Consider the following 25,040-nt stretch of genomic DNA (forward strand, 5'->3'; position numbering starts at 1 on the left):
AAACTTTACCTTGATTGGGTTGTTTTATAGATCTAGATTCTCGATGTCTGTCATGGATTGACATGGGTACTTTAACTTCGAACTTTAAAACTAGATTTGTTTAACACTAACTTATATCACTACTATTTTAGATGATAACGAGGCTCAAAATGAAAAAGACAGTAATCGCATTGGCAATGGCGTTCGCTGGTTTTACTACAGTAGCGCAAGCAGCTCCATTAGATAACACTTGGTACACTGGTGCTAAAGTTGGTTGGTCTAACTACCACGACACCGGTTTTTATGACAACACGCTGAACAACAGCAATGACCAACCACACCAATTAGGTGCTGGTGCCTATATGGGCTACCAAGCTAACCAATATTTAGGTTTTGAATTAGGTTATGACTGGTTAGGTCGTATGACTTACCGTGGTGCTGATAGCGGCGCGTTCAAAGCACAAGGTATTCAACTTGCTGCTAAATTAAGCTACCCAATCATGAACGACCTTGACCTGTACACCCGTTTAGGTGCTATGGGATGGCGTGCAGATACTACTTATCATCCATCAACTGGTGGTGAGCATAAGAACCACGATACTGGCGTTTCTCCTCTGGCAGCAATCGGTGTTGAATATGCAATCACCCCGAGCATTGCTACCCGTTTAGATTACCAGTGGGTTAACAACATCGGTGACGGTGATAGCATTGGTACTCGTCCAGACAACGGCACCCTGAGCTTAGGTGTTGCTTACCGTTTTGGTCAGACTCAACCAGCTCCAGTTATCGCAGTTCCAGTTGTTGAAACTAAGCGTTTCACGCTGAAATCAGACGTTCTGTTCGCGTTTGCTAAATCAAACCTGAAGCCAGAAGGTCGTCAAGCACTTGATCAACTGTACAGTGAGTTGAGCTCAATCAACCCACAAAACGGTTCTATCGTTGTTCTTGGCTTTACTGACCGCATCGGTTCAGAGCAAGCTAACCTTAAACTGTCTGAGCAGCGTGCAAATTCAGTTGTTAGCTATTTAGTCTCTAAAGGCATCCCAGCTGATAAGATTTCTGCTCGTGGTTTAGGCAAAGCTAACCCAGTTACCGGTTCTACCTGTGACAACGTTAAAGCTCGTGCAGCGCTGATCGACTGCTTAGCGCCAGACCGTCGTGTTGAAATCGAAGTTACTGGTGCTAAAGACATCGTGACTGAAGTTAAAGAAGTTGTTCAAGACGTTAAAGCAAAAATGTAATTTGCTTTCTGCTTGACACAAAAACCCCGCTTCGGCGGGGTTTTTTTATGGTTGGTCAAGCTGTAAATTTTATCAGGCAAAAGACATATTCTAGTATTCCAACAAACTATTTATCGTTGTTATCGGAAGTCAGAATTGCTTTTAAATCCTGTTTCAATAATGACATCTGATTGGCGTACTGCTCTTTTCTTTCTGCATCTTCAATCAGTTGAACAATAGTTTCCGACAGGGTAACGCCCCTGCGCTGCGATAAACCGGAAAGTCTCTGCCACACAAGAAATTCAAGATCGATTGATTTCTTGCGGGTATGCTGCTGCTCAGCGTTAAAATGACGCTTACGTCGAGCCCTGATAGTTTGCTTTAACCGATTGTCTAAATCTGGATTAATGTGTGCATTAATCCATTCCTGAACCTTATGAGGCTCATTTTCCAACCGGAGTAGTTCATCAATAATCTCTTGAGCTGCGCTGTATTCGATGTAGCGTGTGATTGCTTCACCTTCTCTATGCTTTTTAACCAGATATTTCCATTTCCAGCCGCTTTCTAAATTATCTAACTGTTGATATTTCATAAAACACCCGCTGAGTGACCGCGTAACATTTCTAGCATAGCAGCTTTTATCGCCATCTGAACATCCTAATAGCATATGTTTTAGCGCCATTGGCTATAATATTTATCAGACAAACACCTAACTGCATTACTGGTGGTATGAACTCCGCGCGATTCTTGTATAATCGCGTTTTCCTTTTTGAATAAAACAGCGAATACTTTGACTATCAACCGACTTGAATGGCAACAGCTGTTGCCGAATACCTCTGACTATGCGGACATTTTCGAACGAGAATATCGTCGCGAACCGCTGGACATTGAAATAACACAGCCGCGTCTACAAAAGTCTTTAGCCACATTCTGTAATCAGCACCCAATGGCCTCACCATTTATGCTGATTAAAGCTGTGGATAGCCGGGCATACCTGTCTTTAATTCATCAATCTGTAACCCGCTTGTTGCCTCCGCGTACAGATATTATTGGTAGCCACTATGACATCGATAATGGCACAGTAAGCCTCAGCGATGCGAAGAGCAGCAGTGACAACTTTGCGGCTACCAGCAATTGCTTATATGAAGAGTGGATTGAGGCTGAACAGCTATTAGGTTGTTTACGCAAGCATGGCGATGGTTATAACCTAGAGCCCGGACTGGTTCATAAAGCAAACGGCGGCGTACTGATTTTATCTGTGCGAACTTTACTGGCTCAACCCCATTTATGGTTCCGCTTAAAACAAATCGTGACCAGCCATTGCTATCAGTGGTTCACCAATGATGAAAGCCGCCCGTTGCCGTTGTCAGTTCCTTCGATGCCATTAGATTTGAAGGTTATCCTCGTTGGCGACCGCTATGGTCTGGGCGATCTACAAGAACTTGAACCAGAGCTGATTGAACGGGCTATTTATACCGAATTTGAAGCCGATCTGGCGATTACAGAAAGCGAAGATATGGCGACATGGTGTAGCTATCTCAATGCTATCGCCTATGATGCACGACTGCCAGAGCTGGACAGCAGCGCATATCCTGCCTTGCTCAAAATAGCCGTAAGGAAAAGTGGCGATCAGGATAAGTTACCGCTCTGCCCTCAGTTGCTAAGCGGTCTGTTAATTGATGCCACTCAATATGCCGAATCTAAGATTACCGCCGACTCAGTGGCACAGGCTGAGCAAGAGAAAGTCTGGCGAGAAAGCTATCTGGCCGAAATGGTTCAGGATGATATCGCGCTTGGTCAGTTAAGAATTGAGACTGAAGGTTATGTTATCGGTCAAATTAACGGGCTATCGGTACTAGAGTATCCTGGTCATCCAAGAGCGTTTGGTGAGCCATCACGCATCAGCTGTGTGGTTCACATTGGCGACGGCGAGATCATGGATGTCGAACGTAAAGCTGAATTAGGTGGCAATCTGCACGCTAAAGGCATCATGATCATGCAGGCCTTTATTGCCTCTGAACTGGCCTCTGACCAACAGTTTCCATTCTCTAGCTCGATCGTTTTCGAACAGTCATATGGCGAAGTTGACGGTGACAGCGCTTCATTGGCCGGTTTATGCGCGTTAATCAGCTCACTTTCACTGCAGCCGATAAATCAGCAAATAGCGGTGACCGGTTCTGTCGATCAGTTTGGTAATGTACAGACGATTGGCGGCATCAATGAAAAAATTGAGGGATTTTTCGATGTCTGTAATGACCGCGAATTAACCGGAACTCAAGGCATTATTTTTCCGCTAACCAATATCCGTCACCTTTGTTTAAAAGATGAAGTTGTTGAGGCGGTGAAAGCAGGCCAGTTTCACCTATGGGCCGTTGAACATGTCCATGACGTGTTGCCATTACTGATTGGTTTGCCATACGTTGATGAAAATAAGCCAAGCGTACTCAGTGCTATTCAGGAACGTATCCTGCAGACCGGTGGTGGCGATCGTAGCCGTTTACCATGGCCGTTGCGTTGGATTAATTGGTTTAATCGTGGCTGATCGGACTTGTTCAGCTTACAAGTGTAAGCTAATCTAAAGGCAGAATACCTAAAGGGTATACTACCCTCTTACATATTAAAAATAAGGTTAGTTCAATTATGGTTGAGAAACGCGAATCCTATACGAAAGAAGATCTACTTGCTTCAGGCCGTGGTGAACTGTTTGGCGCAGGCGGACCTCCGCTACCAGCACCGAATATGCTGATGATGGATCGCATTGTCAAAATGACTGAAACCGGTGGTCAATATGACAAAGGTTATGTTGAAGCTGAGTTAGATATCAATCCTGACCTATGGTTTTTTGGCTGCCATTTTATTGGCGACCCTGTAATGCCGGGATGTTTAGGTCTAGATGCTATGTGGCAACTGGTGGGCTTCTATTTAGGCTGGCTGGGCGGTGAAGGTAAAGGTCGTGCACTCGGCGTTGGTGAAGTTAAGCTGACCGGGCAAGTCCTGCCAACCGCGAAGAAAGTAACCTATCGCCTGCACTTAAAGCGCATTGTTAATCGCCGCCTGATCATGGGTCTGGCAGATGGCGAAGTGTTGGTTGACGGTCGCGTTATTTATACCGCCACCGATTTGAAGGTTGGCCTGTTTAAAGACACCAGCGCCTTCTAAGCCCCTCTTTGTTTTATAGTAAAGGCGTTCTGGTTCCTTCTGGTAATAAGAACGCCTTTAATCATTTAATCTACAATCGAGCTTCTCTTTTTAAATCCCCCCCGTCATAACAAACCAATAATATTCTCTGAATTAGCTAAACTGATAGCCATAGGATAAATCCTGTTAGGTATCAGTAGACTTGACCCCCAACAAATCGCCATAATGGTGTTATCACGTGGTTACCATGGAGTTATGATGAATCAGGAAAAGCTCTATATTGAGAAAGAACTGAGTTGGTTATCGTTCAATGAGCGGGTATTACAAGAAGCTGCAGACAAAAGTAATCCTCTTATCGAGCGCATCCGTTTTCTAGGCATCTACTCCAGCAATTTAGATGAATTCTATAAAGTACGCTTTGCCGATGTCAAAAGGCGGATACTGATCAAACAAGAGCAAGGCTATGCATCCAGCTCAAAACACGTTCTGAAAAAAATTCAGTCTAAAGTCCTTAAAACCGATCTTGAATTCGACAATTTATATAACGAGCTCTTGCTTGAAATGGCCCGTAATCAGGTATTCCTGATTAATGAACGTCAGCTATCTGAAAATCAGCAACTATGGCTACGCCACTATTTCAAAAATCAGCTCAGACAGCACATTACCCCGATCCTATTAAATAATGACATCAGCCTGTTAGAGTTTCTCAAAGATGACTACACCTATCTGGTAGTGGAAATCGTCATTAATGCAGAAAACACACAGTATGCTTTATTAGAAATTCCATCAGATAAAGTCTCCCGCTTTATTACACTTCCTCCAGAACCGCCAAGAAGACGTAAGCCAATGATCCTATTGGACAACATTCTTAGATTCTGTTTGGATGATATTTTTAAAGGCTTTTTCGACTATCAATCATTGAACGCTTACTCGATGAAAATGACCCGAGATGCGGAATATGACTTAGTCAATGAAATGGAGTCCAGTTGGCTAGAATTAATGTCTTCCAGCCTGAAGCAACGCCTGACGGCAGAACCAGTTCGGTTTGTCTATCAGCGTGATATGCCTAATGATATGGTGGAAATTTTACGCCAGAAGCTGGGGATTTCATCCTATGACTCGGTCATTCCCGGCGGGCGCTATCATAATTTTAAAGACTTCATTAGCTTTCCAAACGTAGGTAAAGCTAATCTGGTTAATAAGCCCCTGCCTCGTTTAAGGCATATCTGGTTTGATAATTTCCGTAATGGCTTTGATGCCATCAGAGAACGGGACGTTCTGCTCTATTATCCTTACCATACCTTTGAACACGTACTGGAATTAGTCCGTCAGGCTTCATTTGACCCCAGCGTGCTGGCGATTAAGATCAATATTTATCGGGTAGCTAAAGATTCCCGAATCGTTGAGTCGATGATCAATGCGGCCCATAACGGCAAGAAAGTAACGGTGGTGGTTGAACTGCAGGCCAGGTTTGACGAAGAAGCCAATATTCATTGGGCTAAACGCCTGACTGAAGCCGGGGTTCACGTTATCTTCTCTGCGCCGGGGTTAAAAATTCATGCAAAATTATTTTTAATATCCCGTCTTGAAGACGGTCAGATCGTGCGTTATGCCCATATCGGTACCGGAAATTTCAACGAAAAAACTGCCCGCCTGTATACGGACTTCTCGCTTCTGACCGCAGACTCTCGAATTACTAACGAAGTCCGGCGGGTGTTCAACTTTATTGAGAACCCTTACAGACCGGTGAGTTTTGAGCATTTACTGGTTTCTCCGCAGAATTCTCGCCTGATGTTGAATAAACTCATCGACAGAGAGATATCCTATGCGCAGGCTGGATTAGGCGGCGGTATTACGCTGAAAATTAATAATCTGGTAGATAAAGAACTTATCGATCGACTTTATGCGGCATCCGGTGCCGGAGTCAGAATTCGTCTGATTGTCAGAGGGATGTGTTCTTTGGTGCCCAATATCCCCGGTGTGAGTGAAAACATTCAGGTCATTAGTATCGTAGATCGGTATTTAGAACACGCCCGTGTTTATATCTTTGATAATCAGGGTGACAGTCAGGTCTTTATTTCATCTGCCGACTGGATGACGCGCAATATCGACTATCGTATCGAAGTGGGTGTTGCAATATTGGACCCGGTTCTAAAACAGCGAGTACTCGACATTATTGATTTACAACTTTGTGATACAGTCAAAGCGCGAATCATTGATAAAGAATTAAGTAATCAATATGTTATGCGAGGTAATCGCAGGAAGGTCCGATCGCAAATCGCTATCTATGAATATTTAAAGACGCTGGAACAACCCGCCGTTATTCCGGAACAATCAGGTTCATCTGAGCAATAATAACTATGCCTTTAAACGAGTCCTCAGTAGCTAAGCCGCAAGAAATTGCGGCTATTGATTTAGGTTCTAACAGTTTCCATATGGTTATTGCCCGCGTCGTAAACGGCGCACTACAAATTTTAGGGCGATTAAAACAGCGAGTCCATTTAGCCGAAGGTCTTGATAAAGACAACTATTTGAGTGAAGAAGCCATGGAACGCGGCTTGGCTTGCCTGAGTTTGTTTGCTGAGCGCCTGCAAGGTTTCTCGCCGGACAGCGTAAGGATTGTCGGAACTCATACCTTACGACTGGCGGTAAATAGTGAAGAATTCCTATCAAGGGCAAAACATATTCTGCCCTATCCCATCGAAATTATTTCCGGTCAGGAAGAAGCACGCCTGATTTATATGGGTGTCGCACATACCCAACCTGAAAAAGGTCGAAAGCTGGTTATAGATATTGGCGGTGGCTCAACCGAGATGGTAATCGGTGAGGATTTCAGCCCCACCTTAGCCGAAAGCCGGCGTATGGGATGCGTTAGCTTTTCTAAACAGTTTTTTCCTGGTGAAGAAATTAGTAAACAACATTTTCAGCGTGCACAGCTCGCCGCAGAACAAAAATTAGAAAATTTATCCTGGCAGTACAGAGTTGAAGGGTGGAAATTTGCTTTAGGTGCATCAGGTACCATTAAGGCCGTTAATAATGTCATTGTTGAAATGGGTGAAAAAGACGGCGTTATTACCCCTGAGCGCTTAGCTCTGGTTGTTGAACGAGTATTGAAATTCCGCTCGTTTAAATCTATCAATTTGCCGGGCCTATCTCCTGACCGTCAAAGCGTGTTTGTTCCCGGTTTAGCTATCCTATGCGGCGTATTTAATGCTTTATCAATTAAAGAGCTCAGGCTCTCTAATGGTGCACTTCGGGAAGGAGTCCTTTATGAAATGGAAAGCCGCTTCAGGCATCAAGATATTCGAAGCAGAACGGCGATCAGCTTGGCAGAACACTACAATATAGATCGGGAACAGGCCGCAAGAGTATTAGAAACAACCCATACTCTCTATTCTCAATGGGTTACTGATAACCAGAATTTAGCCCATCCACAGCTGGAAGCGTTACTCGGCTGGGCGGCTATGCTGCACGAAGTGGGTTTAAGTATTAACCATAGCAATATGCAACGCCATTCAGCCTATATCCTGCAAAATACTAACCTACCGGGGTTCAATCAGGAACATCAGCTCTTATTAGCTACGCTGGTGCGTTTTCATCGTAAGAGCATCAAACTCGATGAATTACCTAGATTCAATTTAGTAAAAAAACGTCAGGTTATCCCGCTGATTCAATTATTACGCTTGGCCATATTGTTAAACAATCAACGGCAGTCGACTACCGCTCCGGATTATTTCCGACTGGTTAGCGATGACAATCATCTGTCATTATTCTTTCCGCCAGATTATCTGAATATAAACGCCTTAGTTCTGGCAGACCTTGAACGGGAACAGGAATATTGGGATGAAGTTACCGGTTGGAAGCTAAGTATAAAAAGTGACGCTTAAAGCCTAATGCTTGTCAGTTAAGCATTTCTATATGATGTGACTCCACTCAATCGTCATCCCGGCGAAAGCCGAGATCTAGGTTTTAGCTAACCCGCTGGCATTTAGCCTAAGGGCTGGACCCCGTTTTTCAACGGGGTGACGAGGGTAATGGTTCCGTAATAACTAGGCGAATCATTGGCTTACGTTTATTGACTGCCCTTAACTGATCGGCATTACGTTTAAAGCCAATATTTCTTTTAGTCAGTAAAAAGCCCCGATTTCAGATCGGGGCTTTTAGCTATTCATTATCGAACTTATGGCTCAGTGGTACTTAGAATTTATAACCAACGCCGAACATAAATGCGAACGGGTCAAGGCGTGTACTAACACTGTGATTTGTACGGTTACCGGCAGCATCCGTTGAGGTAAATTTCACATCAGTATCAATATTCATCCACCAAACTGAAGTATTCACCATCCAGTTTTTATCGATGTTGTAGTCAACACCGGCCTGCAATGCCACACCCCATGAATCATCAACGCTTAAATTGCTTAAGCCAGCACCTTTACCAGTGCTGTTAAAATCTTCGCTGAAGAATGTGGTGTAGTTAATACCGGCACCTAAATATGGACGCCACTGGCTTTCTGCATTGCCGAAATAATATTGGGCCATCAGTGATGGAGGCAACTGTTTAACGGTTGCAATATTACCGACTCCGCCAACGCCTACGTCATGCTTAAACGGCGTTGCGCCTAATAATTCAATACCGATATTATCAGTAATCATATAGCCGAAAGTTAAACCAAGCTGAGTATTGTTACTGACATTAAATGACCCTGTACCTTCCAATACTCTGTCAGATCCTTCATTTGGTCTGACCGTTACCGACCCAGCACGAAACAGAAAGTCACCGGCCTGATGAGCAAAAGTGATTGACGGCGCTAACGTTGCAGCAATTAGGCATACCAGAGGGAGTTTTTTCATAATCCATATTCCTTTTAGGGTTAATATGCGGAGAAATATACCCCGTTAGGAGTAAAATTGATTCAATCGAGATCACAGTTTTGAGCTAATTTTAATAAAACAGTGAACTTATCAAATTTTAACTCCACCAATATTTACACATATTTGATCAAGATCAATTGCGCTAAAAATGCAACGCATAAACAACCTGATTGTTGAATTTTTCATCTGATAACGGCAGGCCTAAATTAACTCAATTAATTCCTAATCGTTATTATTTAATAAGTAATTAAAGATAAAATCAGCAGTGGCGATAGCCAATTTGCTTAAAAGGATAAACAATAAAATACAAGACTAATTATGAACAGGTTACAATCACTGCCGATCCAAACCATTTGAATCTTGTTTTCTTCAGGAGATGTTATGTCCATCACGGCCAATTCACTATCCCGTGACAGCGTTAATTTTATACGTAATCAGCTATCCAGCTTTATTATGCTGGCCTTGCTGACCTCTTTTATCATGGTCGCACTATTACATGCGCTGGCACCCGATTTATCAGAACTACAGGCATTGGTCAGTAATGCCGTTGGCGGTGTAACCCCCATGAGTCGAAGCGAGCTCAGAGCGATTGTCGCAGCAATGCCAAAAGAACAACAGATTGCTATTGCTGAGGCGACAATACCGCTAGTTACCGCGACAGCAGGAAGCTTCTTGATCAGCAATCTGCTACTCACTGCTGGCGTAATAACCTTGGTTCAACAGGTTTCAAATCAGCAAGCAACAAGTGCCATTCGAGCGCTTGGGGCTTCTGTCCATATATTACCGAAACTGCTTATTCTGTTTATTATTTCAACCTTTGTTATTTTAATCGGGCTATCGTTCTATTTTTTACCGGGCATCTTTTTGACCTACGCTCTGGTCCTGTCGCCGGCTATTCTGATAAGTTCTCAGAAAGGGATCATTGATTCCATTATCATGAGCTGGAAAATAGCCTTGGCTAATATCAAAATTATCCTGCCGGCCTTTTTGTTTGCGATATCAGTGGAATTTCTTCTTTATGCACTCACCATTGAAATGGCAATGCGCTCCTCAATCGTGGTATCAATATTATTGGTCGGTGCAGGGAATTTAATCACAGCATATTTTTTAGTCTACCTGTTCAGATTCTATATGTTGGTTAAGCAATAAGTAAAAAGCAAAACGGCGAGTTTTAAACCCCGCCGTTTCGCTTTTGTAACTAACCGTTGTAACTAACTGTTGTAACTAACTGTTGTAACTAACTGTTGTAACTAAATAATTACCCTTACTCTTCAGTGTTTAAAGCGCTTTCTTTACTTTGAATAAGTTTAAGAGCCAGATAGAGATCGGGAACTAATAGAATGTCTTCTTCTTTCATTGCTGGCCGATTGTCTTTAAACCAACGGGTTAATTCTGTCCTTCTCCCCGCCAGTACTAACTTCACTTTGCGCACCTTCAAATCACGCTTTAGCTCATCAATCGCGGCTAACACGCTGATGTCTGCGTAGGTAAAACTTGCCACAGCATCTATCACCACCCAGCGCGGCTGAAAAGGTGTACTATCAACCAAGTTGAGAATCCGTCGCTTAAAATAAGCAACGTTGAAATAGGTCAGCGGAGAGTTAAACCGATACATCATCACCCCCGGCACAGCCTTAACGTTATGGCTATTTCCCAGAGAATGGATCATACCATCCTCATTGACACCTAATAATTGCTCAGTAGGTCTGAACACCGTACGCAAAAATTGCAGTAATCCAAGAAGAACAGCCAGCCCGATACCTTGAATAACGCCAATTAATAATACGCAGACAAAAGTAAAGCAGGCTAAACGAAACGCTGATTTATTGCGTTTTCTCAGTCCCCAAATGCCACGCAAATCCATTAGAGACCATGCCGCATATATCAGTACAACGCCTAAAGCCGATACTGGGATATATTTAAGCGGCTGAGTGAAAAAAAGAACCACTAGAGCTATCACTAAAGCGGCAATAATAGAAACCAGCTGGCTTTTACCACCATTAGAGTCATTAACCGCAGTACGGGAGTCGGCCCCGCTAATGGCAAACCCTTGTGATAAGCCAGACATGATATTCGCCATGCCTAACGCTCTGAATTCAACGTCAGCATTAATTTCGTAACCATTTTTAGCCGCAAAACTCCGGGCGGTAAGCATCAGGCTCACAAAGCTAATAAGCGCTAAGTTAAGAGCCGGAATAACCAGGTCACGCATCAATCCCGGCTGAAAGTCGCCCCAATGAACGACGGGCAGACCGGACTCAAATCCTACCCCGCCAATGGTTAAAATTCCGTATTGCTGAACGGAACATCCCCATGCCAGAGCAGTGGTGATGATAATAGCGATCAAAGGCGCTGGCCATTGACTACGGAATCGCTTAATAACGATCAGAATAACCAAGGTTAATGCTGACATCGCTAAAGTCAGTAAATGGCTATTTAGAATTTGGCCGGGCAAAGCAATTATTTTTTCAATCAGCTGATTTTCGTTCAGCTGAATTCCCAAAACCTTACCCAGTTGCCCGACCATAATAGTGACGGCAACCCCATTTAATAAACCGGAAAGAATAGGATGGGAAAGCAAATCTGCCAGAGCGCCTAGTCGAAATTTACTGGCCAGAAGACACCACCCTCCCATCATCAAGGTCATCATAATGGTCAACTGCCAGTGAAGCTCAAGATCGCCGGCCGCCAATGGTGTCACTACCGCCGCAATAACCGCACAGGTCGTTGCATCAGGTCCGACAATCAACTGACGAGAAGAGCCAAATAGCGCATAAGCTATCATGGGTAAAATACAGGAATATAAACCAACAATGGCGCCAACGCCGGCCAGTTCGGCATAAGCAATAGCAACCGGTAGCGCTACGGCGGCTACCGATAACCCGGCTTTGATATCCGGTTTCAGCCAACGTCTATCGTATGCTAATAAACTTTTTAATCCCGGCATCCAGTTTAAAAGGACTCTTCCGAACATTTTATCCTCTGTCGGCAACGACAATGTCAGCGAATACATAGGGTCTGTGATTTTAATGATAGAACATAATGCTTGGCTAGATAGGCGCTGACAAGGCCGATTATTGCTATATTTCGCTTTTCAGCCATAAAGTTACCTCACCGCCTCGTTTTAGCACTTTTCCCCCATGCTTAAAAAGAATACGATAGGCTTTCTGAATATCACTAATAATAACGGGAGTGCTAATGGCTAAGATTAGTTTTGTCGGACTTGGCGTTATGGGATACCCCATGGCTCGCCACCTGCAAAAAGCAGGACATGACGTAACAGTTTACAACCGAACCACCGCCAAGGCAGAACAGTGGGTCAAAGAATTCGGTGGAAAACTGGCATTAACTCCGCGTGAAGCTGCTATCGGTGCCGACATGGTAATGACCTGTGTCGGTAATGATAATGACGTTCGCTCAGTATATTACGGCGACGACGGTATTTTTGCCGGAGCCGAGCCTGGAGCCCTGCTGATTGACCATACAACTGCCTCAGCTGATTTGGCTAAAGAACTCTATCTCGCAGCTAAAAAGCAAGGGTTTGATTTCCTTGACGCTCCAGTATCCGGAGGCCAGGCTGGTGCAGAGAATGCGGTCCTGACCGTTATGTGTGGTGGAGATGAAGAAGTATTTAAACGCGCAGAACCTGTGCTTAGCGTTTATGGCAAAGCGGTAACCTTAGTTGGTGCCAGCGGCTGTGGCCAACTATGTAAAATGGCAAATCAACTCTGTATTGCAAACGTTTTAGCCGGCGTTTCTGAAGCAGTACGCTTTGCTCAAAAGGCCGGTTTAGACGTTAATATCGTGCGTGACGTCGTTAAAATGGGGTCAGGCAGTTCATGGCAGTTAGAGAACCGGGCCGCAACTATGGCTGAAGGTAAATTTGACTTTGGCTTTGCCATTGACTGGATCCGCAAAGATTTAGGGTTCTGTTTTGAGGAAGCTGAACGCAACGGCGCTAAGTTACCTTTTGCTAAACAAATTGATGAAGCTTATGCCGAATTGCAACAGCGTGGACTTGGCCGCTGCGATACCTCAGCGTTAATCTGTATTCTTGATGATAAATAATTATCAGTAACACTGGCGGCGGGTATAATCCTGCCGCCAAATTCGGTATAGTCAGCAGCCAACTGACCAATGGAAAGATTTATGAAGCAGTTTCTTGATTTTCTGCCCCTGATTGTTTTTTTTGCCGTTTATAAACTTTATGACATCTATATGGCTTCCGGTGCACTTATTGCTGCAACCGCACTTGCTGTTATCTATAGTTTAATAAAATTCCGTAAAGTTGAAAAAATGATGATAGTGACGTTTGTCATGGTCGTTATTTTCGGTACGTTAACCATCGTTTTCCACTCAGATGAGTTTATTAAGTGGAAGGTCACGGTTATCTATGCCCTTTTCTCTCTAGGCCTTTTATTCAGCCAGTTTGTTCTGAAAAAGACCTTAATTAAAACGATGCTCGGCAAGGAAATTACGTTACCTGAACACGTCTGGACTAAGCTGAATATTGCATGGTCGCTGTTCTTTCTTGCCTGTGGACTCCTTAATATCTATGTCGCCTTTTGGTTATCACAGGATATCTGGGTTAACTTCAAGGTATTCGGTTTAACCGGCCTGACCTTAATCTTCACGTTGATAAGTGGCGTTTATATTTATCGCCATATTCCGGAAGAACAAAAAAATCCGGCGAGCGATAAACAAGATTAAAAAATACAGCCTTTATATTTTGCCAACGCCGATATATCAAAAGTAACGTAAACTGATATAGCAGAGCGGTTGAGTTGTGGCCCATCATTAGCGCCATTATCTTTAAACTTTAATAGACCTAATCAGAATAGCACTATGAGCAAACAAGAACGTACTCCCCATGGGGAGCTAGTACTGCGTACATTAGCCATGCCAGCTGACACTAACGCCAACGGTGATATATTTGGTGGCTGGATCATGTCACAAATGGATATCGGCGGCGCTATACTGGCTAAAGAAATGGCCCGTGGCCGCGTAGTGACCGTAGCTGTTGATGCTATTACTTTTCTTAAGCCCGTCACCGTGGGAGACGTTGTCTGTTGTTATGCCCACTGTATCCGTACCGGTCGTAGCTCGATTACGGTAAATATGGAAGTCTGGGTTAAGAAAGTCTCTTCAGAGCCTATCGGACAACGCTATTGCGTTACAGAGGCCATATTTACCTATGTTGCGGTAAGCGACGAAGGTAAATCGCGCGCGCTACCCGATGGTAAAAGAAATTATACTGCTGAGTAATCAGCGATATCTCGCGATAAAAATAACCGCCTAACGGCACTGAGATAGCCCTTATCCTCATACACGACCAATGATAAAACGGGCCGCATTCAGCGGCCCGTTTTATATTCAAGTTCAGGAAAATTAACGACTGGAGCTACTGGATTTTCGCCCCGCCGTCAATTTTAAAAATAATGGTCAGCGTTTTATCTTTAACCACCACGGGGGTATAACGCCATTTTTTCAGTGCAAGCTTCACATCTCGCTCAAACATTCTTGGCGGGGTTGCTGAAATAATTCTTACGTTCTCGATTCGTCCGTCTTCATTAATATCAAACATCACCTTAATTTCGCCTTCAATTCGGCGATCAAACGCTTGCTTTGGATATGCAGGCTCAACCTGCTTCAGGATCTTAGAACCCGTAGAAGGCGCGGCACCCTGTGCCGATGATTGTGGGCCACTGGTTACCGGACTAATATTACTGCTGGTCAGCGGAGATGTCGCAGGTTTATCAATATCAGCTTTTTCAACCGGTTCTTTTTTAGGCTCTTTCTTTGGCTGCTTTTTAGGTTTTTGAACCGGTTTGGGTTCCGGCTTTTTCTCTGGCTTAGGTTTCTCTATCGGTTTTTCCGCTGGCTTAGGTTCCGGAATAGGCTCAGGAATAACGACAGGTTCGGATTCAGGAATAGGTTCTGGTTCGGAAACATCGGGTTCTTCTGGTTCACTTTTAGCTTCAGTAGCCTGAGTTTCTTGCTCTGCATTAGCCTGCGGAGCAGCAAACATTGCTGGATTGACCATCACAACATTCATTGGGGCCGCTTCTTCTGCGATCGGTATTTCAACCTGATCTTTAATTGAGGCAAAAACAAGCCCGCCAATAAGTGACGCATGAAGACAGACTGAAAATGTGATCGGCCAAGAAAAACGACGCGCTAAAAAGAACTTTTTCAAAAAATAGCCATTCCAATGTTTCAACGTAGGAAGAATTCTAAATGAAAATGGTAATGATATTCAATATCATTTTTAACATAATACCAGATAACAGACGGAAGTCTGATTTTAAACCGGTTATATAGGTTCTGATTTGCTAAAACTGATGATACCACTTGAAATTGGCATTGATGTATAAGATTAAATCACATAACTTAATCAGTGAGTTTACTCACCATGATAATGAGGATAGTGCTGTGTTATACCTAATTTATGCAGAAGATGTGGCAAATTCATTAGAACAACGCCTCGCAGCTCGCCCGGCTCATTTAGCCCGGTTACAACAATTGAAAGATCGGGATCGGCTGGTAGTCGCAGGCCCAAATCCTATTACAGACAGTGAAGAACCGAATTCTGATGGCTTTTCAGGTTCAGTGATTATTGCTGAATTCCCTAGCCTGGCTGAAGCTAAGAGCTGGGCAGATAAAGATCCATACATTGAGGCGGGTGTATATCAAAACGTCACTGTAAAGCCGTTTAAGCGCGTATTCTAAGCATATGGGGTTCCCGGCTGATATTGAGTCAGGAACCTCAAGCACTCCCACTTTAATCTTCCCCGTCACCATTCATAATTAATCGCGTAAAGCAGCGACCGTTGCTGGCGCCCTAGCTGCCTGTCGGCTCTGATACGGTGAATACGGTTATTTCTGCGAGATTGGCCTTCTAACCAACGGTTACGACGACGTTGAGATTGACGTAACATCCGCCAGCGGCCGACTTCTGTCCGAGTTCTTTGCATAATAATCAAAAAATACGTTTAACCAATAAAAGGTGGCACATTGTAACGCATATACTTTAATTAATAGGGTATTTAGACTAAAAATTAAGTAACAAGAATCTACAATTAGTTTAAAGAAGTGTTTTACCTTGCTGCAACTCTGCGTACACTCAGAGAGCTATTTTTTTGTTATTCAAAGGAAACGGGACAATAAATTCACAATGACCACATTCTATGCCGTTATGAGCTGGCTATTAGTATTTGGCTACTGGTTGTTAATTGCCGGTGTCACCTTAAGAATACTAATGAAGCGGCGTACCGTTCCATCAGCCATGGCTTGGCTGTTGGTTATTTATATTCTTCCGCTGGTCGGAATCATCGCTTATCTTTTATTCGGTGAACTTCATCTTGGTAAACGCCGTGCTGAACGGGCACAAGAAATGTGGCCTTCCACTGTCAGCTGGCTCGGCGAACTTAGAAGCTGCACCAAAATTTTCGCGACTCAAATTAGCCCGGTATCTGAACCGCTATTCCAACTGTGCGAGCATCGACATGGCGTTCCTGCCGTTCGTGGAAACCAGCTCCAGTTAATGACCAGTTTCGATGACACCATAAAATCACTGATTCGTGATATTGAACTGGCCGAAAACAGCATAGAAATGGTGTTCTATATTTGGCAGGCCGGTGGGCAAGTTGATAACGTATCTGAAGCATTGATGGCAGCGGCCAGACGAGGCGTAAGATGTCGGATAATGCTGGATTCCGCAGGCAGCATGCATTTTTTCCGTACGCCCTACCCCGGATTAATGCGAAAAGCGGGTATCGAAGTTGTTGAAGCCCTGAAGGTTAACGTTCTGCGCGTATTTTTACGTCGCATGGACTTACGTCAGCACCGTAAAATTGTGCTTATCGATAACGATATTGCCTATACCGGCAGTATGAACATGGTCGATCCGCGCTTCTTTAAACAGGGGTCCGGCGTTGGGCAATGGATAGACTTAATGGCCCGGATACAAGGCCCTGTTGCGACGATTCTTGGTATTATTTATGCCTGCGACTGGGAAGTTGAAACCGGTAAGCGCCTTCTTCCTGAACCGCCAAACTATACGATGTTACCTTTTGAAGATGAAGCGGGTCATACGGTACAGGTTATTGCCTCTGGCCCCGGATTCCCTGAAGAAATAATTCATCAGGCGCTGCTCACTTCGGTCTACTCTGCTCGTAAGCAACTGATAATGACTACCCCCTATTTCGTGCCCAGCGATGACCTACTGCACGCTATTTGTACTGCGGCACTGCGCGGCGTTGACGTCAATATTATTGTTCCGAAGAAGAATGACTCTATTATGGTTGGCTGGGCCAGTCGCTCATTCTTCTCAGAGCTGCTTGAGGCCGGAGTCAAAATTCATCAGTTTGAAGGGGGGTTGCTACATACCAAAAGCGTTTTGGTTGATGGACAGCTTAGCCTAGTCGGTACCGTAAACTTAGATATTCGTAGCCTATGGCTGAATTTTGAGGTTACCGTTGTGGTCGATGATGAAGCGTTTGGTCAAGATCTTGGCTGCGTTCAAGATGATTATATCGCCCGTTCGACAATACTAGACCCGGCTGAATGGGCTAAGCGACCAATGTGGCAACGCGTAATCGAACGTTTATTTTATTTTTTCAGTCCGTTACTATGACGGTTAAGATCCAATACTACCTTACAGACGGAACTCCTGATGGACATGACTGACTTTGATATAAATAACCGATTAGATGAAGATGAAGCTCTCGATCAGGCTTATGACATTTTTTTAGAATTGGCCGTAGATAATTTAGATCCTGCTGACATCATCTTATTCAATCTTCAATTTGAAGAACGCGGTGCTGCAGAGCTGCTAGACCCTTCCGATGAATGGCTTGAGCATGTTGATTTTGATTTAAATCCCGACTTCTTTGCCGAAGTCATTATTGGGCTAACCAATCAACAAGATGAGATCGATGATATTTTTGCTCGAGTACTTATCTGTAGAGAAAAGAATAATAAATTCTGCCATATCCTGTGGAAAGAGTAATTCGCATCACTCTCCCATTGTTGTCTGATTAGCATAGAAAAACCGCAGCTTATGGCTGCGGTTTTTCTATATTATTGCATTATCAAATAAATAATTTGAGTGAATAAACTCGGCCTCCTGAGCCACTATGTCTGGCATGCCTCATAATATCAGGTCAATAAGCCAGGAAACGTCGCTTTTACACCCGTCACAATAAATTCAATTCCCAGAGACATCAGCAGTAGACCCATAATACGCGTGATGACGTTAATTCCGGTCTGCCCGAGTAAACGAACTAATAGCGGAGCGGCTCGAAAAAGAAGCCAACAACAAAACGAAAACAAAGCTATTGCGACAAAGAAACCGAGATAATCCAACCAAGTGTTATAACGAGTACTCCAAACAATCGTTGAGCTAATAGCACCCGGCCCGGCCATTAAAGGCAACGCTAATGGGACGACTCCGACATTATCCCGAACCGTCGTTTCTGTTTTCTCCTGCTTATTTTGCTTATCTTCACCTAGCTTTCCGCTAATCATAGACATAGCAATAGTCACAATCAGAATTCCACCGGCAATGCGGAAAGAGTCGATCGAGATCCCAAAAATACGCAGTATTGCATCACCTAAAAATAACGAACACCAAAGAATAATGGCGACTGATAAGTTAGCCGTTAAGTTGGTTTTATCTCTGGCAGCCGGAGATTGGTAATTCGTCATACTAATAAATACCGGCAGAATTCCAACCGGATTAACTAGCGCGAACATACCAACAAGAAACTTAATGTATCCTGATAAATCCAGCATGGTATGGCCCATCATGGACTCCCAATTATATAAAGCAGAGGGTCAATTTGACTGGCGCTAATGTAATAGAATTATCTATGGTAATCCACCGTAAATATCCGAGAACATGGCTTAGCTATACAAAAAAGATAAGATATAAAGCCAATATAAACAAACTATTTTGAATAAATAGCTCAATGACTATGGTTGTCTGCATCATGGGCGAAATTAGGCGTGCTGAATGGTGTCAGCTTGTGATTATTGTGATTTAGATCACGATACAATAAATACTTAATAGGTAAGCTGTAATCAATGCAGTTGAAACAAGAAGACTTTCATCTGAACACACTGTAACAACGTATAAAAATATCTTCTAATAACAATATGTTAACTTAAACTTTTTCAGTAAGTAAATCGTATTGAGCTGGCCAGCTTTTCCTATACTTAATACTTGTATCGCGACTTACTCACTAAAAAAGTTTATCAATCTTAGGAGAGTCCCATGACAGTAAGTAATATCACTGAACTGAATGCGCTGGTTGCCAGAGTAAAGAAAGCTCAGCTTGAGTATGCTAATTTTACACAGGAACAGGTCGACAAGATTTTCAGAGCCGCTGCGCTCGCTGCCGCAAATGCCCGCATACCACTAGCTAAAATGGCAGTAGCCGAATCCGGTATGGGTATTGTGGAAGACAAAGTGATTAAAAACCACTTTGCCTCTGAATATATTTATAACAAATATAAAGATGAGAAAACCTGCGGTATTCTTGAAGAAGATGAAACCTTCGGCACCATTACCATTGCAGAACCTACCGGAATTATCTGTGGTATTGTTCCCACCACCAACCCAACCTCTACCGCAATATTCAAAGCGCTTATTAGCCTGAAAACGCGTAACGGTATAATTTTCTCGCCGCATCCGCGTGCTAAAAATGCAACCAATGAAGCGGCAAATATCGTGCTGCAAGCCGCTATTGAGGCCGGTGCACCAAAAGATATTATCGGTTGGATTGATGTTCCAAGTGTAGATCTCTCAAATCAGTTAATGCACCATCCTGATATTAACTTAATTCTCGCCACCGGCGGTCCGGGAATGGTTAAAGCTGCCTATAGTTCAGGAAAACCTGCTATCGGCGTAGGTGCGGGTAACTCACCGGTTGTTATTGACGAGTCTGCAGATATTAAGCGCGCCGTTGCTTCGATTTTAATGTCTAAAACTTTCGATAACGGCGTTATCTGCGCATCAGAACAGTCTGTCATTGTCGTTGATAAAATTTATGATGCGGTACGTGAACGATTTGCCTCCCACGGTGGCTATTTATTAGCAGGCAAAGAGCTTCAGGCAGTACAGGAGATTATTCTTAAAAACGGCAATATTAATGCCGATATCGTTGGCCAACCGGCAGTGAAAATTGCAGAAATGGCTGGAATAACCGTGCCCGCAAGTACCAAAGTTCTGATTGGTGAAGTTACCGTTGTCGATGAGTCAGAACCTTTTGCCCACGAAAAATTATCTCCGATGCTGGCTATGTATCGGGCTAAAAATTTCGATGATGCCGTCAATAAAGCCGTCAAACTTGTTGCTATGGGCGGAATAGGACATACATCTGCACTGTATATCGATCAAGATAACCAAAGCGAACGTATCGCTTACTTTGGCGACAAAATGAAAACGGCCCGTATTCTTATCAATACCCCAACCTCTCATGGTGGTATCGGTGACCTGTATAACTTTAAGCTGGCGCCATCACTAACATTAGGCTGTGGCTCTTGGGGCGGTAATTCCATTTCTGAAAACGTCGGTCCTAAGCATCTGATCAATAAAAAAACAGTAGCTAAGCGAGCTGAAAATATGTTGTGGCATAAACTCCCTAAATCAATTTATTTCCGTCGTGGTTCTCTACCAATTGCTTTAGAAGAAGTAGCCACCGATGGTGCTAAACGTGCATTTATCGTTACTGACCGTTACCTGTTTAATAACGGCTATGCAGATCAAATCACAAAAGTATTGAAACAGCACGGTATTGAAACAGAAGTATTCTTTGAAGTTGAAGCGGATCCGACCTTAAGTATTGTTCGCAAAGGTGCGGAGCAAATGAACTCCTTTAAACCGGATGTCATTATCGCATTAGGTGGCGGCTCCCCAATGGATGCGGCGAAGATCATGTGGGTCATGTATGAACATCCTGAAACTCATTTTGAAGAACTGGCATTACGCTTTATGGATATCCGTAAACGTATTTATAAGTTCCCTAAAATGGGCGTAAAAGCCAAGATGATCGCGGTAACCACAACATCAGGAACCGGTTCAGAAGTGACTCCTTTCGCCGTGGTGACGGATGATGCTACCGGGATGAAATACCCATTAGCCGACTATGCGTTAACACCAGATATGGCCATTGTTGATGCTAATTTAGTGATGAATATGCCGAAATCATTATGTGCTTTTGGTGGGTTAGATGCCGTTACTCACGCATTAGAAGCCTATGTTTCAGTATTAGCCAATGAATATTCTGACGGCCAAGCGTTGCAAGCGCTGAAGTTATTGAAAGAATATTTACCGCAGAGCTATAAAGAAGGGGCTAAAAATCCTGTTGCCCGTGAGCGAGTCCACAATGCGGCCACCATCGCAGGTATTGCGTTTGCTAACGCCTTCTTAGGGGTTTGTCACTCAATGGCTCATAAGTTGGGTTCTGAGTTCCATATTCCTCATGGCCTGGCTAACGCACTGTTAATCTCTAACGTTATCCGATATAACGCCAATGATAACCCGACCAAGCAAACCGCATTTAGCCAATACGATCGCCCACAGTCACGCCGTCAATATGCTGAAATTGCCGATCACTTAGGTTTGTCCGCACCGGGAGACCGTACTGCTGCCAAAATTGAGAAATTGTTAGGCTGGCTGGATGAAATTAAGAAAGAGCTGGATATTCCATCCTCTATTCGTGAAGCCGGCGTGCCTGAAGCTGAATTCTTAGCTAAAGTCGATAAGTTATCTGAAGATGCCTTTGACGATCAGTGTACTGGCGCAAACCCACGTTATCCGTTGATTTCAGAGCTTAAAACGATCTTATTAGATACTTACTATGGCCGCAATTACGTCGAAGAACAGGATGCCACTCCAGCGCTTGAAACCAAGGCTAAAGCAACATCAAAAAAAAAGTAAGAAGTAGCTAGCACTGATATTATTTATAATCTGACTCACCGAACCGCCCTATTGGGCGGTTTTTTTGATTTGTAAACTCATGGTTTTATAACTTGCCGGCTTTTCTGCCTCATCAACACAATAACAACGCTATCATACATAGCCATAGAAGCTGGTAGAGAGTGATACAGGCGTATGCTCTTGACTATGTATCAGGTGACCATGTATCAGGCATACTGAGACACGCGCCTAATCACTTCTATTAGTAAATAGTGGCTATATACCCCTCTAATTCAACCATTTCTACTCACGCGAAATGACCCATAGCATTTATTCCTAAAACGCTTCAGATAAATGCATGTCGCGGCTAAGCTATTACATGATATCCAAAATTAACAAATAGCCATGTTGGTAACGCTTCATATACAGATAACAACTCGATGATGCTCACCCACTCATCGCTCCGAACGGTTCTGTATTTAATTACCCATAACACCAGTCGAAGCTAAGTCGGCATAATCGCTAGATAAAGCAGAATCTCTTAGCCCTTAGTTTGCTATGTAACATAGAAATTATTGGCTAATAAGCTCGTTTATAAGGAATTGTTATAATTCATTCACTAAGCACTTCTATTTTTTAGCGAATAAAAGCGCCCTACTTTCAGGATAATGGCCATCGATGTGAAAACAGAAAACCACAATTATATAAGTGGTAAAGAAGATTTATTCCATATAACACAGGAAAATAAAGCGACCCAACATGAAAATTATTGACTGAATTTGTAAAAATCACAGTCTGTTACAAATAGTTAAATAACTTCACTCAGGAAGTTTTTCTAAATCGCGGATAGCCGTTATACCGAACATTTATTGGCAGCTAGGACCACTCTATTAGTAACAAATTAACCACAATGCGTGTTATATCGGATAAACTAAATATCTGTTTCAAATAAATATCACCTCATCAAGGTTGATAGCATGTAGCATAAAAATGTATCATAGCTAACAAAGTGTTTTTTACTGTATTTTCTAGCGTCACTAACCATATTTGACTCTAGATAATAAATAAATTAAGTTTATTTATGTCATGACCTATTGCAGAATTTAATTTAGCGTTTTATTATTAGTTAAAATTTCAATCCATAATTAATTTGAGAACAATACAATGAGCGAAGCATTAAAAGTCCTTAACAACATCCGTACATTGCGTGCTCAAGCAAGAGAATGCTCTCTTGAGACTTTAGAAGAAATGTTAGAGAAGATGGAAGTTGTCGTAAAAGAGCGTCGTGAAGAAGATCAAGCTAGCCAAGCTGAAATTCAAGAGCGTACCCGTAAATTACAACAGTATCGTGAGATGCTAATTGCTGACGGTATCGATCCTAATGAATTACTTCAATCTCTTTCAGCAACGAAAGTGACTGGTAAATCTAAGCGTGCCGCGCGCCCTGCTAAATATCAATTTACTGATGAGAACGGCGAGTTAAAAACTTGGACTGGCCAAGGTCGTACTCCTGCTGTCATCAAAAAAGCAATTGAAGAACAAGGTAAATCACTGGATGATTTCCTGCTTTAATTAGTTTCTAGATTGTTTAAAAGCCTCCTTTTATTGGGGGCTTTTTTATGTCCAATAATCAGGGCTATTCCTGAATCCACTTTTTCATCAGGCTATAATTTGTCTATCAGCAAGTATGTGTCATTTAACACGAAGATAATGTGCGTGGCCTTATTTCATTGTCGATAGTGTTAGTCTTAAACTAGTTACCCTTGAAACAATATCAATTTGAAAGAAACGAGTGGGATAATTCTCTCAGAAAATTAACGCTTAATAACCAGTACAATGACAACAATAAAAAAGAGAACCGAAGCCCTCTTTTTATTCATATTATTAGGTAACTATTCTTTGTTAACGATAAAAATCTTTATACCAATCAACGAATCGTTGCACACCATCAGCAACTGATGTTTGTGGTTTAAAACCAATAACTTTATATAATGCCGAAGTATCGGCGCTGGTTTCCATTACGTCACCAGGCTGCATCGGCAATAAATTTTTTGTTGCTACCTTACCCAACGCATTCTCTATAGCCTCGATGTATTCCATCAAGCGAACGGGCTGACTATTACCTATATTGTACACTTTATAAGGTGCAGAGCTTGTTGCCGGTGTTCCTGTTTCAACTGTCCATAACGGATCTGCAGTTGGAATAACATTTTGTAAACGAACAATCGATTCAACAATATCATCAATGTAGGTAAAATCACGGCGCATATCACCGTGGTTATAAACATCAATGCTCCGCCCTTCAGTAATAGCTTTAGTAAATTTAAATAAAGCCATATCCGGGCGCCCCCAAGGGCCATATACAGTAAAAAATCGTAGCCCTGTTGTTGGCAAATTAAACAGGTGAGAATATGTGTGAGACATCAGCTCATTGGCCTTTTTAGTTGCCGCATATAAAGATACTGGATGATCTACACTATCATCTGTAGAGAATGGCAACTTACGATTTAAGCCATATACCGAGCTCGAAGAAGCATATAACAGGTGCTCAATACTATTATGCCGACATCCTTCAAGAATGTTCAGATGCCCGCTTAAATTAGATTCAGCATAGGCATGAGGATTGTCTAAAGAATATCTAACGCCGGCCTGAGCACCTAAATGAATAACCCGTTGAAAACGACCATCTTCAAAAAGCTTAGAAATTCCATCCCGATCGGCCAAATCCATTTTTACAAATCGAAACTGGGCCTGTTCCTCTAATAAAGCCAAACGGGCCAGTTTAAGGTTGACGTCGTAGTAATCATTGAGATTATCGATCCCTACAACCTCATGGCCCAAGGATAATAAGCGCTGACCAACGTGAAAGCCGATAAAACCAGCAGCGCCTGTAATCAGGAATTTCATAT

At 43.0% G+C, this 25,040-nt stretch carries 21 protein-coding genes; 14 read left to right on the forward strand and 7 right to left on the reverse strand.

The features are described 5' to 3' along the window. The first annotated feature begins 149 nt into the window (after positions 1-149). Positions 150-1,220: a porin OmpA gene (gene ompA, locus YWE_RS0104660; RefSeq protein ID WP_029093460.1), complete on the forward strand. Its 1,071-nt coding sequence runs from the start codon at positions 150-152 to the stop codon at positions 1,218-1,220. Positions 1,221-1,326: 106 nt separating this feature from the next. Here the strand turns inward: ompA and matP are convergent, their stop codons facing one another. After that, positions 1,327-1,791 carry a macrodomain Ter protein MatP gene (matP, locus tag YWE_RS0104665; protein ID WP_029093461.1) on the reverse strand — a complete coding sequence of 155 codons (465 nt, stop codon included), beginning with the start codon at positions 1,789-1,791 and terminating at the stop codon, positions 1,327-1,329. 198 nt (positions 1,792-1,989) lie between these two features. On the opposite strand from matP, the gene YWE_RS0104670 reads away from it, so the two are divergent. From YWE_RS0104670 to ppx, 4 genes are all read left to right on the forward strand, one after another. After that, positions 1,990-3,741: an AAA family ATPase gene (locus YWE_RS0104670; RefSeq protein ID WP_029093462.1), complete on the forward strand. Its 1,752-nt coding sequence runs from the start codon at positions 1,990-1,992 to the stop codon at positions 3,739-3,741. A gap of 98 nt (positions 3,742-3,839) precedes the next feature. Beyond that, positions 3,840-4,358: a bifunctional 3-hydroxydecanoyl-ACP dehydratase/trans-2-decenoyl-ACP isomerase gene (fabA, locus tag YWE_RS0104675; RefSeq protein WP_029093463.1), complete on the forward strand. Its 519-nt coding sequence runs from the start codon at positions 3,840-3,842 to the stop codon at positions 4,356-4,358. 237 nt (positions 4,359-4,595) lie between these two features. Further along, positions 4,596-6,692 (forward strand): polyphosphate kinase 1, encoded by a 2,097-nt coding sequence (gene ppk1 / locus YWE_RS0104680; RefSeq protein WP_029093464.1) that lies wholly within the window; start codon positions 4,596-4,598, stop codon positions 6,690-6,692. Between the two features lie 5 nt (positions 6,693-6,697). Further along, positions 6,698-8,224, forward strand: a complete 1,527-nt coding sequence (gene ppx / locus YWE_RS0104685; protein WP_029093465.1) for an exopolyphosphatase — start codon at positions 6,698-6,700, stop codon at positions 8,222-8,224. 310 nt (positions 8,225-8,534) lie between these two features. On the opposite strand, the gene ompW is transcribed toward ppx, so the two are convergent. Then, the gene (gene ompW / locus YWE_RS0104690) at positions 8,535-9,188 is read right to left on the reverse strand and encodes an outer membrane protein OmpW (RefSeq protein WP_029093466.1); all 654 of its coding nucleotides are present in this window, start codon (positions 9,186-9,188) and stop codon (positions 8,535-8,537) included. 402 nt (positions 9,189-9,590) lie between these two features. On the opposite strand from ompW, the gene YWE_RS0104695 reads away from it, so the two are divergent. Beyond that, positions 9,591-10,358, forward strand: a complete 768-nt coding sequence (locus YWE_RS0104695) for a YciC family protein (RefSeq protein WP_029093467.1) — start codon at positions 9,591-9,593, stop codon at positions 10,356-10,358. Positions 10,359-10,473: 115 nt separating this feature from the next. Here the strand turns inward: YWE_RS0104695 and YWE_RS0104700 are convergent, their stop codons facing one another. Next, positions 10,474-12,183, reverse strand: a complete 1,710-nt coding sequence (locus tag YWE_RS0104700; protein WP_029093468.1) for a SulP family inorganic anion transporter — start codon at positions 12,181-12,183, stop codon at positions 10,474-10,476. Between the two features lie 224 nt (positions 12,184-12,407). Between YWE_RS0104700 and YWE_RS0104705 the strand changes: the two genes are divergently transcribed. The 3 genes from YWE_RS0104705 (at position 12,408) to yciA (ending at position 14,474) form a co-directional block, all read left to right on the forward strand. Beyond that, positions 12,408-13,277, forward strand: coding sequence for an NAD(P)-dependent oxidoreductase (locus YWE_RS0104705; protein ID WP_211230991.1), 870 nt, complete (start codon positions 12,408-12,410; stop codon positions 13,275-13,277). Between the two features lie 81 nt (positions 13,278-13,358). After that, positions 13,359-13,919 (forward strand): septation protein A, encoded by a 561-nt coding sequence (locus YWE_RS0104710; protein ID WP_029093470.1) that lies wholly within the window; start codon positions 13,359-13,361, stop codon positions 13,917-13,919. A 135-nt stretch (positions 13,920-14,054) separates the two neighbouring features. Further along, on the forward strand, positions 14,055-14,474 hold the full coding sequence (gene yciA, locus YWE_RS0104715; protein WP_029093471.1) for an acyl-CoA thioester hydrolase YciA: 420 nt from the start codon (positions 14,055-14,057) through the stop codon (positions 14,472-14,474). 136 nt (positions 14,475-14,610) lie between these two features. On the opposite strand, the gene YWE_RS0104720 is transcribed toward yciA, so the two are convergent. Then, a complete protein-coding gene (locus YWE_RS0104720; RefSeq protein ID WP_036015120.1) occupies positions 14,611-15,405 on the reverse strand; it encodes a TonB family protein in 795 nt (264 codons plus the stop codon). Positions 15,406-15,641: 236 nt separating this feature from the next. Between YWE_RS0104720 and YWE_RS0104725 the strand changes: the two genes are divergently transcribed. Further along, the gene (locus tag YWE_RS0104725) at positions 15,642-15,938 is read left to right on the forward strand and encodes a YciI family protein (protein WP_029093473.1); all 297 of its coding nucleotides are present in this window, start codon (positions 15,642-15,644) and stop codon (positions 15,936-15,938) included. Between the two features lie 65 nt (positions 15,939-16,003). Here YWE_RS0104725 and YWE_RS29490 read toward each other — a convergent pair whose 3' ends face one another. Then, positions 16,004-16,183 (reverse strand): YciY family protein, encoded by a 180-nt coding sequence (locus tag YWE_RS29490; RefSeq protein WP_071605828.1) that lies wholly within the window; start codon positions 16,181-16,183, stop codon positions 16,004-16,006. Positions 16,184-16,383: 200 nt separating this feature from the next. Between YWE_RS29490 and cls the strand changes: the two genes are divergently transcribed. Both cls and YWE_RS0104735 read left to right on the forward strand, forming a co-directional pair. Further along, entirely contained in the window at positions 16,384-17,844 is a 1,461-nt protein-coding gene (gene cls / locus YWE_RS0104730) for a cardiolipin synthase (RefSeq protein ID WP_029093474.1), read from the forward strand. Between the two features lie 45 nt (positions 17,845-17,889). Next, positions 17,890-18,219, forward strand: a complete 330-nt coding sequence (locus YWE_RS0104735) for an HI1450 family dsDNA-mimic protein (protein ID WP_036015158.1) — start codon at positions 17,890-17,892, stop codon at positions 18,217-18,219. Positions 18,220-18,368: 149 nt separating this feature from the next. On the opposite strand, the gene YWE_RS0104740 is transcribed toward YWE_RS0104735, so the two are convergent. Beyond that, positions 18,369-19,016 (reverse strand): YchE family NAAT transporter, encoded by a 648-nt coding sequence (locus YWE_RS0104740; protein ID WP_029093476.1) that lies wholly within the window; start codon positions 19,014-19,016, stop codon positions 18,369-18,371. 469 nt (positions 19,017-19,485) lie between these two features. Here YWE_RS0104740 and adhE point away from each other — a divergent pair, with 469 nt between their 5' ends. After that, the gene (adhE, locus tag YWE_RS0104745; RefSeq protein ID WP_029093477.1) at positions 19,486-22,152 is read left to right on the forward strand and encodes a bifunctional acetaldehyde-CoA/alcohol dehydrogenase; all 2,667 of its coding nucleotides are present in this window, start codon (positions 19,486-19,488) and stop codon (positions 22,150-22,152) included. A gap of 1,143 nt (positions 22,153-23,295) precedes the next feature. Further along, positions 23,296-23,703, forward strand: a complete 408-nt coding sequence (gene hns / locus YWE_RS0104750) for a histone-like nucleoid-structuring protein H-NS (RefSeq protein ID WP_029093478.1) — start codon at positions 23,296-23,298, stop codon at positions 23,701-23,703. Positions 23,704-24,033: 330 nt separating this feature from the next. On the opposite strand, the gene YWE_RS0104755 is transcribed toward hns, so the two are convergent. Further along, a complete protein-coding gene (locus tag YWE_RS0104755; RefSeq protein WP_029093479.1) occupies positions 24,034-25,038 on the reverse strand; it encodes an NAD-dependent epimerase in 1,005 nt (334 codons plus the stop codon). Positions 25,039-25,040: the final 2 nt, after the last annotated feature.

Origin of the sequence: Budvicia aquatica DSM 5075 = ATCC 35567 (genome assembly GCF_000427805.1) — a bacterium.
GTDB lineage: Bacteria > Pseudomonadota > Gammaproteobacteria > Enterobacterales > Enterobacteriaceae > Budvicia > Budvicia aquatica.

What these genes read in the sequence shown, in the direction of transcription:
- cls (WP_029093474.1), top strand. Translation starts at nt 16,384, where the DNA reads ATGACCACATTCTATGCCGTTATGAGCTGGCTATTAGTATTTGGCTAC.
- YWE_RS0104695 (WP_029093467.1), top strand. Translation starts at nt 9,591, where the DNA reads ATGTCCATCACGGCCAATTCACTATCCCGTGACAGCGTTAATTTTATA.
- matP (WP_029093461.1), bottom strand. Translation starts at nt 1,791, where the DNA reads ATGAAATATCAACAGTTAGATAATTTAGAAAGCGGCTGGAAATGGAAA.
- yciA (WP_029093471.1), top strand. Translation starts at nt 14,055, where the DNA reads ATGAGCAAACAAGAACGTACTCCCCATGGGGAGCTAGTACTGCGTACA.
- adhE (WP_029093477.1), top strand. Translation starts at nt 19,486, where the DNA reads ATGACAGTAAGTAATATCACTGAACTGAATGCGCTGGTTGCCAGAGTA.
- ppx (WP_029093465.1), top strand. Translation starts at nt 6,698, where the DNA reads ATGCCTTTAAACGAGTCCTCAGTAGCTAAGCCGCAAGAAATTGCGGCT.
- hns (WP_029093478.1), top strand. Translation starts at nt 23,296, where the DNA reads ATGAGCGAAGCATTAAAAGTCCTTAACAACATCCGTACATTGCGTGCT.
- YWE_RS0104710 (WP_029093470.1), top strand. Translation starts at nt 13,359, where the DNA reads ATGAAGCAGTTTCTTGATTTTCTGCCCCTGATTGTTTTTTTTGCCGTT.
- ompA (WP_029093460.1), top strand. Translation starts at nt 150, where the DNA reads ATGAAAAAGACAGTAATCGCATTGGCAATGGCGTTCGCTGGTTTTACT.
- YWE_RS0104740 (WP_029093476.1), bottom strand. Translation starts at nt 19,016, where the DNA reads ATGGGCCATACCATGCTGGATTTATCAGGATACATTAAGTTTCTTGTT.
- ompW (WP_029093466.1), bottom strand. Translation starts at nt 9,188, where the DNA reads ATGAAAAAACTCCCTCTGGTATGCCTAATTGCTGCAACGTTAGCGCCG.
- YWE_RS0104705 (WP_211230991.1), top strand. Translation starts at nt 12,408, where the DNA reads ATGGCTAAGATTAGTTTTGTCGGACTTGGCGTTATGGGATACCCCATG.
- ppk1 (WP_029093464.1), top strand. Translation starts at nt 4,596, where the DNA reads ATGAATCAGGAAAAGCTCTATATTGAGAAAGAACTGAGTTGGTTATCG.
- YWE_RS0104735 (WP_036015158.1), top strand. Translation starts at nt 17,890, where the DNA reads ATGACTGACTTTGATATAAATAACCGATTAGATGAAGATGAAGCTCTC.
- YWE_RS0104700 (WP_029093468.1), bottom strand. Translation starts at nt 12,183, where the DNA reads ATGTTCGGAAGAGTCCTTTTAAACTGGATGCCGGGATTAAAAAGTTTA.
- YWE_RS29490 (WP_071605828.1), bottom strand. Translation starts at nt 16,183, where the DNA reads ATGCAAAGAACTCGGACAGAAGTCGGCCGCTGGCGGATGTTACGTCAA.
- YWE_RS0104755 (WP_029093479.1), bottom strand. Translation starts at nt 25,038, where the DNA reads ATGAAATTCCTGATTACAGGCGCTGCTGGTTTTATCGGCTTTCACGTT.
- fabA (WP_029093463.1), top strand. Translation starts at nt 3,840, where the DNA reads ATGGTTGAGAAACGCGAATCCTATACGAAAGAAGATCTACTTGCTTCA.